General features: G+C 60.7%; 8 protein-coding genes. 2 read left to right on the top strand and 6 right to left on the bottom strand.

Annotated elements, in window-relative coordinates; all coding sequences use genetic code 11:
* Positions 1-101: 101 nt before the first annotated feature.
* Positions 102-1157: a DUF2333 family protein gene (locus E0D86_RS09750; RefSeq protein WP_131649799.1), complete on the bottom strand. Its 1056-nt coding sequence runs from the start codon at positions 1155-1157 to the stop codon at positions 102-104.
* A 215-nt stretch (positions 1158-1372) separates the two neighbouring features.
* Between E0D86_RS09750 and E0D86_RS09745 the strand changes: the two genes are divergently transcribed.
* Both E0D86_RS09745 and E0D86_RS09740 read left to right on the top strand, forming a co-directional pair.
* The gene (locus E0D86_RS09745; protein ID WP_131649798.1) at positions 1373-2986 is read left to right on the top strand and encodes a PleD family two-component system response regulator; all 1614 of its coding nucleotides are present in this window, start codon (positions 1373-1375) and stop codon (positions 2984-2986) included.
* Between the two features lie 48 nt (positions 2987-3034).
* The gene (locus tag E0D86_RS09740; protein ID WP_131649797.1) at positions 3035-4999 is read left to right on the top strand and encodes a methyl-accepting chemotaxis protein; all 1965 of its coding nucleotides are present in this window, start codon (positions 3035-3037) and stop codon (positions 4997-4999) included.
* Between the two features lie 36 nt (positions 5000-5035).
* Here E0D86_RS09740 and E0D86_RS09735 read toward each other — a convergent pair whose 3' ends face one another.
* The 5 genes from E0D86_RS09735 to E0D86_RS09715 all read right to left on the bottom strand — a co-directional run bounded on the left by E0D86_RS09735 (position 5036) and on the right by E0D86_RS09715 (position 11665).
* Positions 5036-7321: a YgiQ family radical SAM protein gene (locus E0D86_RS09735; RefSeq protein ID WP_131649796.1), complete on the bottom strand. Its 2286-nt coding sequence runs from the start codon at positions 7319-7321 to the stop codon at positions 5036-5038.
* Between the two features lie 162 nt (positions 7322-7483).
* Positions 7484-8560, bottom strand: a complete 1077-nt coding sequence (gene alr, locus E0D86_RS09730) for an alanine racemase (protein ID WP_131649795.1) — start codon at positions 8558-8560, stop codon at positions 7484-7486.
* A gap of 190 nt (positions 8561-8750) precedes the next feature.
* On the bottom strand, positions 8751-10145 hold the full coding sequence (dnaB, locus tag E0D86_RS09725; protein WP_131649794.1) for a replicative DNA helicase: 1395 nt from the start codon (positions 10143-10145) through the stop codon (positions 8751-8753).
* A 159-nt stretch (positions 10146-10304) separates the two neighbouring features.
* The gene (rplI, locus tag E0D86_RS09720) at positions 10305-10751 is read right to left on the bottom strand and encodes a 50S ribosomal protein L9 (RefSeq protein WP_131649793.1); all 447 of its coding nucleotides are present in this window, start codon (positions 10749-10751) and stop codon (positions 10305-10307) included.
* A 20-nt stretch (positions 10752-10771) separates the two neighbouring features.
* Entirely contained in the window at positions 10772-11665 is an 894-nt protein-coding gene (locus E0D86_RS09715) for a hypothetical protein (RefSeq protein ID WP_131649792.1), read from the bottom strand.
* Positions 11666-11685 lie beyond the last annotated feature (20 nt).

Below are 11685 nucleotides of genomic sequence, written 5' to 3'. Positions count from 1 at the left end.
CCAAACCAGGCATCGAAAACAACAACGCTGAAACGAAACGCCGCCCCTCAACGCTCATATCCTTATTCGCTCAGCTTTCCAGCCTCCAGCCCCTCTCGCCTTCACCCCTGCGACAGCAGCATGCGCAGATCGATGATCGCCGCGTTGGCACGCGAGATGTAGTTCGCCATCACCAGCGAATGATTCGCCAGCACGCCATAGCCACTGCCGTTGAGCACCATTGGGCTCCAGAGCGGCTCCTGTGCGGCTTCGAGCTCACGGATGATCTGCCTGACGCTGATCGTCGCGTTCTTCTTCGCCAGCACATCAGCGAAGTCCACTTCAATGGCGCGCAGTAGATGCGACAACGCCCAAGCCTGCCCACGCGCCTCGTAGAACACGTTATCGATCTGCAGCCAGGCGGTTTCGACGCGCTCTTCCTCGAGCACTTGCTGCACGCCTTCACGCTCCAGCTCCGGCGCTACCTGGGCATCCAGGCGTACCCGGCCAACGCTGGCCGACAGTCGCTGGGACAGCGAGCCCAGCCGAGTACCGACATCTCCCAGCCAGTTATTCAGATTATCGGCACGCGAATAGAACTGCGCCTTGGGCGCCGGGTCGCTCAAGCGCGCCAGGTAACGGTCCAGATAGCGGATGCCGTTGCGGTATTCCGATTCGCTGGCAGGCAGAGCCCAGCTGCGATTGTCGAAATTGAACAACGGCTCGGCCTTGGACAGGTCGGTATCCTCGGTCGATTGGGATTGTGATCGTGCAAAGTCCTTGCGCAACGCTCGGCTAAGATCACGCACCTGAACCAGGACCCCGTATTCCCAGCTTGGCATGTTGTCCAGCCACAGACCGGGTGGCGCGACGTCATTGGTCAGGTAGCCGCCTGGCTTGTCCAGCAGGGTGCTGGCAACCCGCTTGAGGGTCTCGACTGTGGTGTAGCCATTGACGATCTGCTGCTGCGAAGCATTGGCTGCCTGCTGAACGTGCTGTTGCACCGAGAAGCGATCAGGCTCGGAACTCCAGTACCAGCCCACCAGCAACGCAACCAGCAAATAGACTGCAATCACTGCGACGAGCGCCAGCACCAACGGATTGCGAGTCGTCCCGTCCGTCCTGGCTGTGCTTCCCGACGAGCCGAGACGGCCGAAGCGGTTCTTCCAATCCAACATGGGTCTGTCCTTCTTCTCAAAATGCAAAGATTCGACCATCGGTCGCTAAGAGCGTTGCGGCAGGCGAACCACTATAACGCAGCCGATTCACCCAAACCTCATAATGAGAACCAAGCCACCTACGTGCACGCTGTCGATCGACCAGTTCAGTGGTAGCATGCGGCCACCATCGCGCCCTCTCAGAAGACTGCCGCAGCGGGCCCAGAGAACCGAAAATGTCGGACCAAGAAGAACTCAAACAGCACTTCGCGCAACGGGTGATCCACCAGGCACGAGAGGTACTCGAAGTCTGGCAGCAGCTGCAACGCAGCGAATGGAACGATCACTACCGAACTGCCCTTGCCGATGCCAGCCAACGCCTGCGGCGATTTGCCGAACGCTTCGAACAGACCGAGCATCGACAACTCGCACTCGCTATCGAGGAGTGCCTGGGGGATATCAACGAAAACCGCGGGCGCTTGTCGAGCGACACCATCGCCACCCTCAGTCAACTGATCTATCGCCTGGCCCGTACCGGCCTGCGTCATAGCGATCCGCGCGGGCAGTCCGGCTATGTCCCGGCATTGAGCAAGCCTATCTACATCGCCCTGGAGGACAACGAGCGCGCCAATCACGTGGTCCGCCAGCTTGAGTTCTTCAGCATGGCCGCTCAGGCATTTGCCAGCGACGAAGCGTTTCGTGCCGCCATGCATGAGCGCCACCCCGCAGCCCTGATCATGGATGTCGACTTCAATGGCCCGGGCGAAGGACTGAAACTCGCCGAGCGCGTGCAACTGGGCCTGGAAGAGAAACTGCCGTTGATCTTCTTCAGCCACGAGGAAACCGACACGCCCATGCGCCTGGCCGCCGTGCGCGCCGGCGGCCTTGAATTCTTCACCGGTACCATCGACGCATCGAGCCTGCTGGAAAAGGTCGAAGTGCTTACCCGTACCGCCCACTACGAACCCTTCCGCGTGCTCATCATCGACGACTCGCGTGCCCAGGCGACACATACCGAACGCGTATTGAACAACGCCGGGATCATCACCCAGACGCTCAACGAACCCATTCAGGCCTTTACTTATCTGGCTGAATTCCAGCCCGATCTGATCATCCTGGACATGTACATGCCCGAATGTCTGGGCACCGAACTGGCCAAGGTCATTCGCCAGCACGAACGCTACGTGAGCGTGCCGATCATCTATCTGTCGGCGGAAGATGATCTCGAAAAACAGCTCGATGCGATGAACGAAGGCGGTGATGACTTCCTGACCAAACCGATCAAGCCAAGCCATCTGATCGCTACCGTGCGGACTCGCGCCGAGCGGGCACGCAATCTCAAGGCACGAATCGTTCGCGACAGCCTGACCGGGCTATACAACCATACGCACAGCCTGCAGTTGCTCGAAGACGCCGCCTCACGAGCCCGCCGAGACGGTCAGCCACTGTGTTTCGCCATGATCGATATCGATCATTTCAAAAAGGTCAACGACACCTACGGGCATCCCATGGGCGACAGAGTCATCAAAAGCCTCGCCCTGTTCCTGAAGCAGCGTTTGCGCAAGACCGACCATATTGGCCGCTATGGTGGGGAGGAGTTCGCTGTGGTGCTGCCGAACACCGATATCGAAAACGCGGCAAAGGTGCTCGACGAAATCCGCCTGCGCTTTGCCGAGATCCGCTACCCGGCACAACCAGCCGACCTGTCCTGCACCTTCAGTTGCGGCATTGCCGAACTGACTCCCGGCGCCGACACCCGGTCGCTTACCAAGCAGGCTGACGAAGCGCTCTACCGCGCCAAACACGGCGGCCGTAACCGAGTCGAGCGGTACACGCTGTCACATGAGTGACATCAAATAGCCATACATTGCTGACCTCCCTACCATTTGGAGGTCAGGATGCGTCTGAAGTCGCTCACCACCGTCAACACATGCCTGCTCATTGCGATCTGCCTCGCCCTGGGCATCACGCTCTGGTGGTCTGAGCGCGAACTGCGGCGCCCTTATCAACTGATGGATAGCTATCTTGGGCTTTCTCAGCGATTCGAGCACCAGGCCGCTCACAATATCCATGACTACCTGGCTAGCGGAAACGCGATCAGCCACAGCGCGGCAATGCAGGCGCTGGAAGGGCTTTCGGCGGAGGTGGAAGCCCTGCCGAACCAGTTTGCCGATCGCCTAAGACCCAGCCTGGAGCAGCTTGAGCAATACACTGCCAGCGAGTTGCTGGCCGCCGGCAAGCTCGCTGGCGATCCCCAAGGCCTGCTGTTGCAAGCCGAGCGGGAGATTGCCGGTACATTGGCACAGCTGCATCGATACGTAGCGCAAAGCTCCCAGGCTGCGGCGCAGTCATACCAGACACCGCTATTCGAGGCCAGCCGCCAGCTGCTGCGCCTCAGTCATGCGCGCGGCAAGCTGGTCAGCAGCGGTCAGGACGAACTGGCGATGGAGGTGAATCAGGTATTGCAGACACTGAGCAAGGAAGCGGACACGCTCGATGCGCTGCCTTTGCTGGGCATCGCAACCGAACAGCGCACGGGTGCCAGCGCCTTCGCCGCATTACTGAATCTTGAACAGGAGCAGTCCGAGCAGGCCGCTGAAGACCAGGGCATCGCCCTCAAGCGCGACTTGCTTGGGCTGATCAATCGCTACCCTGCCGAGCTTCAACGCACGCGGGAACAGATCCAGCAACGCAGCGAACTAATGACCGGCAGCGCACAAAAAATCGCTGCGCTGCAGCTGGCACTCGCCGAACTGGAGCCGGTAATTCGCGCCGAACATGGACGCATCCAATCGGAGGTTCGCGTCATCCAGGGCACCATCATTGCCCTGATATTGCTTATCGCGCTCGCCATCGATCGTTTGCAGCGCCAGCTGACACGCTCGTTGGCGCAGCTCGCGCCCGCGCTTTCGGCATGGGCCGGAGGCGACTTCGAAAAACCCGTCGGGCTTCATACCCGAACACCGGAAATGATCGAGATCGGCACATCGCTCAACCAACTGCGCAGCTATCTGCTCACGCTGGTCGGAACGCTGCGCCAACACGCCCAGGAGGTCACCGGCAACAGCCGCAGCCTGGCGGATATGAGCAGCGATCTGCACCGAAGCGCCAGCCGTCAGAGCAGCGACACCGCACAGATTCGAGACGCTCTTAGCGAACTGGAAGCAACCATCCAGGAGGTCGCCAATAGCGCCGAACAGACAGCCGACGCCGGCCGCGCCGCCAGCCTGGCCGTCAACCAGGGGCAGGACGTCATCGGCAAGAGCCTGACAGGACTGCATAGCCTAGTCAGCGAAGTGCAGGGAAATGCCCGAGCCATCGAACACCTTGCCGATGAAACCGGCACCATCGGCAAAGTGTTGATCGTGATTCGCTCGATCGCCGAGCAGACCAATCTACTTGCACTGAACGCCGCGATCGAGGCAGCCAGAGCAGGCGAGCAGGGCCGTGGCTTCGCCGTGGTCGCCGATGAAGTCCGTACCCTGGCGCAACGCACCAGCGGCGCTACCGAAGAGATCCAACTGCTGATCGGCAACCTGCAGAAAGCCGCCCATCAATCGGTAGAGGCCATGCGCATCCAGGTCGATCACGCCGAAGCGACCGCCCAGCTGGCCGAAACAGCCGACTCGGCATTGGACCAGATCGTCGTCACCATTGGCTCAATCGAACACATGGCGGCGCAGATCGCCCATGCCACTGCACAGCAGAGCGAGGCGGTGAGCGAGATTCGCGGCCATAGCGAACGCATCCATCAACTGGGCGATAGCAACCTGACGCACATCGGACGCGGTCGCGAGCAAAGCGAACAGATGCTGCGCCTGGCCAGCGAACTGAACCAGGCGACACTTGCCTTCAAGAGTTAAGAGCGCCGGACCATCGAAGCTGGGGTGGCAGCAACCTCAACGCGGCGCGGCGGGACGCTGCGAAGGTTTACGACTCTTGCCGGATGGTTTGCCGCCGCCGGCAGCGGCCTTGCGTCGTGCTTCAGCAGCGGCCTTGGCCTGCTCGCGCTTGTCCCACGCATTGCCGTCGTGGCTGCGCGGCGGCAGACCGCTGTGCTGGGTGAGAATCTGCCCTCCCTGCCCGGCCTTCTTGCTTCCCACCGGCGTGGAATTCTTGCGCCGTGCGCTCTGGTAGCCATCCGCTGCCGGCTGATGTACAGGAATCAGCTGGTGCTTGCCGGATCCGATCAAGTCGGCGCGCCCCATGCGCTGCAGGGCTTCACGCAACAGCGGCCAACCCTTGGGATCGTGGTAGCGCAGGAAGGCTTTGTGCAAGCGGCGCTGCTCCTCGCTCTTGACGATGGCTACCCCCTCGCTCTTGTAGGTCACCTTGCGCAACGGATTCTTGCCGCTGTGATACATCGCCGTGGCCGAGGCCATCGGTGAGGGATAGAAGGCTTGCACTTGATCGGCACGGAAGCCGTTGGCCTTCAGCCACAGGGCGAGGTTCATCATGTCCTCATCCGTAGTGCCCGGATGCGCGGCGATGAAGTACGGAATCAGGTACTGCTCCTTGCCCGCCTCCTTCGAATACTTCTCGAACATCCGCTTGAAGCGATCATAGGAACCGATGCCCGGCTTCATCATCTTGTCCAGCGGGCCGCGCTCGGTGTGCTCCGGGGCGATCTTCAGATAGCCGCCGACATGATGGGTGACCAGCTCTTTGACGTATTCCGGCGATTCCACCGCCAGGTCGTAGCGCAGGCCCGAGGCGATCAGGATCTTCTTCACGCCAGGCAGCGCACGCGCCTTGCGATACAGCTCGATCAGCGAGCTGTGGTCGGTATCGAGGTTTTCGCAAATACCCGGGAACACGCAGGATGGTTTACGGCAATGCTTCTCGATATCGTGGCTCTTGCAGGCCAGCCGGTACATGTTGGCGGTCGGGCCGCCGAGGTCCGAGACCACGCCGGTGAAGCCCGGCACACTCTTCATCTCTTCGATCTCGTGCAGGATCGACTCGTGCGAGCGGCTCTGGATGATGCGCCCCTCGTGCTCGGTGATCGAGCAAAAAGTGCAGCCGCCAAAGCAGCCGCGCATGATGTTCACAGAGAAGCGGATCATCTCGTAAGCGGGAATCTTCGCACCGCCATAAGACGGGTGCGGAACACGCGCGTACGGCGAAGCGAAGACGTAGTCCATCTCTTCGGTGGTCAGCGGTATCGGCGGCGGATTCAGCCAGATGTCGTGATCGCCGTGACGTTGCACCAGCGCACGGGCGTTGCCCGGATTGGTCTCCAGATGCAGCACGCGGTTGGCATGGGCGTACAGCGCCGGATCGTTGCGCACTTTCTCGAACGACGGCAGACGGATCACCGTCCTGTCGCGTTCAATCTTCGGGTTCGGCAGCAACTGGACGACCTTCGCCTCGTTCGGGTCCTCGACGGGCCCCTTGTCCTTCTCGATGGCGCAGGCCTGCATGTCCTGGGTACTGACGTAGGGATTGATGATCTGGTCGACCTTGCCGGGTCGGTCGATCCGGGTCGAATCGATCTCGTACCAGTCCGGAGCTGCGCTCTTGCGGATGAAGGCGGTACCGCGCACATCGGTGATCTGCTCGACCGCTTCGCCACGCGCGATGCGCTGGGCCACTTCGACGATGGCACGTTCGGCATTGCCATAGAGCAGGATATCCGCAGTCGCATCCATCAGGATCGAACGGCGCACCTTGTCGGACCAATAGTCGTAATGCGCAATGCGCCGCAGCGAGGCTTCGATACCGCCCAGCACCACCGGCACGTGCTTGTAGGCTTCCTTGCAGCGCTGGCTATAGACCAGGCTGGCACGGTCCGGACGCTTTCCAGCCAGACCACCGGCCGTATAAGCGTCGTCTGAACGCATTTTTCGGTCGGCCGTGTAGCGGTTGATCATCGAGTCCATGTTGCCGGCGGCGATGCCGAAGAACAGGTTCGGCTCGCCGAGCTTCATGAAGTCATCTTTGCTGTGCCAGTCCGGCTGACTGATGATGCCAACGCGAAAGCCCTGGGCTTCCAGCAGCCGCCCGATAATCGCCATGCCGAACGATGGATGGTCGACGTAAGCATCACCGGTGACGATGATGACGTCGCACGAATCCCAGCCGAGCTGATCCATCTCCACCCTGCTCATCGGCAGGAAAGGCGCCGGGCCGAAACACTCGGCCCAGTATTTGGGATAGTCGAACAGGGGCTTGGCAGCGTGCATGGCGAAAAACCGGGCAACGAAAACGGGCGCGGAATATAGCACAAAAAATGATCAGGAAGGCCGAGTAAACACCTCGGTCTTTGTGCTAGAAGCTGGAAGCCAGTGTGGGGTCCACACTACGCCGCCAAGCTTCTCGCTCTTGTTTCAGGCTTTCATCTGCTTCTACCCGATATATCGCCGCGGCACCCGCTGCGTCACCTTGGTGAGCAACTCGTAACCGATGGTGCCGCAAGCATGGGCCAGCTCGTCGACGGGCATCTGTGCGCCCCAAAGCTCGACCGCATCGCCGATGGCCGCGTCGGGAATATCGGTCAGGTCGATCGCCAACATGTCCATCGACACCCGTCCTGCTAGCGGTACGCGCTGACCGCGAACCATGACCGACGTGCCCGATGATGCATGACGCGGATAGCCATCGGCATAACCACAACTGACGGTGCCGATACGCGATGGGCGCTGCGCTACCCAGGTCGCGCCATAACCGACGCTTTCGCCGACCGGCACTTCGTGCATGGCGATTACCTCGGCTTTCAGAGTCATGGCCGGCTGCAATCCCAGCTCGGCGGCACTGCGCTCGGCAAACGGCGAGGCGCCATAGAGCATGATGCCGGGGCGCAACCAATCCATGTGCGCCGGGGCCAGCGTCAATACGGCTGCGGAGTTGGCAAAGCTGCGCTGGTCGAAGACGAGATCCTGCAGCCCCTGATAACTTTCCAGCTGACGCTCGGTCAGCTGATGCATGTGCTCATCGGCGCAAGCGAAATGGCTCATCAGATTCAGCTCTGCCACCTGCGGCGCGGCGCGCAAACGCTCGGCCCAAGACCTCAATTCGGCCGTATCGAAGCCCAGTCGGTGCATCCCCGAATCCAGCTTGAGCCAGACGTTCAGCGGGCGCGTCGTCGCACAATCCAGAAGCCGCTGCGCCTGCTCGGCACCCTGCACCGAGATATCCAAACCCAACTCCATCGCTGCCCGGCAATCCTCCAGATCGAAGCAACCTTCGAGCAGCAGCACGCGTGCCTTGGGCGCCTGTTCCCGTACGACGCGCGCCTCCTCGACGCTGCACACGGCGAAGCCGTCAGCTTCAGCGCGTAGAGCCGCCACTACCGACGCGGCGCCATGCCCATAGGCATCGGCCTTGACCACCGCAAAAGCCCGCCGCCCCGGCGCGCAACGTTTCGCAAGGGCGTAGTTGTGACGGATGGCGGCCAGATCGACCGTGGCAACGAGGGGGCGCATGGGAGGGTTCCTGGCATCGAGGGGAAGATGGAATCTTAGGCTGAACCGCTGGAAGCTGGAAGCTGGAAGCTGGAAGCTGGAAGCCAAGCGTCAGGGACATGTCGTTTACATCTGATGCCCCACTCATCGAATGGGAAGCTTGGCCCACCCTACGATCCGCAACCGATCGCGATCAAGCTCCAAGCTGCCTTTATTCATCATCGAACTGGTAACTGCCCGGCGCCAGGTTCTCGAAGCGGGAGTATTTGCCGAGGAACGCCAGCCGCGTGGTGCCGATGGGACCGTTCCGCTGCTTGCCGATGATGATCTCGGCCACACCCTTGTATTCGGTTTCGGGATGATAGACCTCGTCCCGGTAGACGAACATGATGATGTCGGCGTCCTGCTCGATGGCCCCGGACTCACGAAGGTCAGAGTTCACCGGCCGTTTGTTCGGACGCTGCTCCAGCGATCGGTTGAGCTGGGACAGCGCGATCACCGGGCAATTGAACTCCTTGGCTAGACCTTTGAGCGAGCGGGAAATCTCGGAAATCTCGTTGGTACGGTTGTCGCCACTGGAGCCGGGAATCTGCATCAGCTGCAGGTAGTCGACCATGATCATGCCGATCTCGCCGTGCTCTCGGGCAAGGCGCCGCGTACGGGCGCGCATTTCCGAGGGGGAAATGCCGGCCGTGTCGTCGATGAACAGCTTGCGGTCGTTGAGCAGGTTGACCGCCGAAGTCAGCCGCGGCCAGTCGTCGTCGCTGAGCTTGCCGGTCCGCACCTTGGTCTGGTCGATACGGCCGAGCGAGGCCAGCATACGAATCACGATGGAGTCGGCGGGCATTTCCAGCGAGTAGACGAGGATCGCCTTGTCTGAGCGCAGTACGGCATTCTCGACCAGGTTCATCGCGAAGGTGGTCTTACCCATCGAGGGTCGGCCCGCGACGATGATCAGGTCCGCCGGCTGCAGACCGCTTGTTTGTTCGTCGAGGTCGGTAAATCCGGTGGAAATGCCCGTGATCGCCTCACCCGCGTTGAATAACGAGTCGATGCGGTCGATGGCCTTGACCAGAATGTCGTTAATACCGATCGGCCCGCCCGTCTTGGGGCGAGCTTCGGCGATCTGAAAGATCAGCCGCTCGGCCTCGTCGAGAATCTCTTCCCCGGTTCGGCCCTGTGGCGCATAGGCGCTGTCGGCGATCTCGTTGCTGATACCGATCAACTGCCGCAGTGTCGCCCGCTCCCGGATGATCTGCGCATACGCCTTGATGTTCGCAACCGAGGGCGTGTTCTTCGCCAGTTCACCCAGATAAGCCAGACCACCGACCTGTGAAAGATGCCCTTCCTTGTCCAACTGTTCGGAAAGCGTCACCACGTCGAATGGCGAGTTGCGCTCGGCCAGCGCGAAGATGGCGCGAAAGATCAACCGATGGTCGTGACGGTAGAAGTCACCATCGGACACCTGATCCAGCACCCGCTCCCAGGCGTTGTTGTCCAGCATCAGCCCGCCAAGAACGGCCTGCTCGGCCTCGATGGAATGCGGCGGCACCTTGAGCGCGGCGGTTTCCAAATCGTACTGTTGGGGGATGCTGATGTCGTTCATGGCACTCGGTGTTCTTATGGCCTGCTGGCGTTTCGTGCGGCTTGCCACGAAATATCAACAGAGCCTCATGTTCAGAAAAACAAAGGGCACGTTCCACTCGCATGGAAACGTGCCCGATGTTACGCGTCAGGCACCAGAGGTACCAGACGACGGCTGGTTTCAGCCAGCAACCACGATCAGCTTCACGGTCGCTTCGACGTCGGTGTGCAGATGCACGGCTACGTCGTATTCACCAACCTGACGGATGGTGCCGTTCGGCAGACGAATTTCGCTCTTGGCCACTTCAACGCCAGAGGCGGTCAGGGCGTCGGCGATGTCGTGCGTACCGATGGAACCGAACAGCTTGCCCTCATCGCCCGCGGTAGCGGTGATGGTGACTTCCAGTTCGGCCAGCTGAGCGGCGCGAGTTTCGGCAGAAGCCTTACGCTCGGCAGCAGCTTTTTCCAGGTCGGCACGGCGAGCTTCGAACTCGGCGATGTTGGCCGGGGTTGCAGCAGTAGCCTTGCGCTGCGGCAGCAAGTAGTTGCGGCCGTAACCAGACTTGACGTTTACCTTGTCGCCCAGGTTGCCCAGGTTTGCGACTTTTTCTAGCAGGATGACTTCCATTTGAGTCTTACCTCTCTAACTTAACCTTCACCGTTCGCAGGCCCCGCATCGTCATCACGAGATGCCCGACCGCGAAAATCAAACAAACTGTCGACAATAGCCATGACGGCCAGTAACGGATAAATCAACTGCATGAACAGCACCAGCGTGACGTAAAGCCCCACCAGCCAGAACCGCGACATCCGATTCTTCGCCACCAGGCCGTGCACCAATGCAATACCGGCAAACGCCAGCGGAACACTGCACAGCGGAGCCAGCATCGCCATCTGCACGCCAAGGCTTGGCCCTAGCAACATGCCCGCAAGAAGCACCATCGCCGGCACCGGCGAAAAGCGCAGCGTCCGGAACTCGAGTCCGAAGCCACCCGGGTTGTACAACAACGCTTGCCAATACCGTCCGAGCATCAGACTGAGCAGGGTGACTATCTGCAGCAGCGCTGCCAACAATCCGGTTAGAACCGGTATCAGCAATGCGCCCAAACGGGTCTGCTCTTCCACCGAGAGCTGCTGATAGGCCTCCGACAGCATGTCGGGCAGCACTCTCTGCAACTCGGTGGCGAGCGCCGCGATCGGCTCGCCGAAAACCATTCCAAGCGCCCAGGCATAGAACAACCCGAGCCCCACACTGCACAACATCACTCGAGGCCAGGAACTCCGGTTGCGCAACAACAGCGCCAACCCGAACGATCCCAGCAGTACCAGCAGCGTGCGAGGATCCCCGAAATACCACCAGGCCAGTGCGGGCAATACAGCCCAGACCAATACGCCTAGCGCGTCATTCAGACCTCGACGCAACAACACCAGGCTTCCTGCTGCAGCACATAGCCAGAACAACATCGGCAACGCCGCAGAGCCAGCCACTACAACAATCGCCTGCATACGGCCGCGCATGATGAAGTCAGCCAGGGCACGCATGCGATCTATCCTTTACGTCT

The sequence above is a fragment of the Pseudomonas sp. IC_126 genome (assembly GCF_004331835.1).
Lineage (GTDB): Bacteria > Pseudomonadota > Gammaproteobacteria > Pseudomonadales > Pseudomonadaceae > Stutzerimonas.
This window is presented reverse-complemented; position numbering and strand designations above follow the sequence as displayed.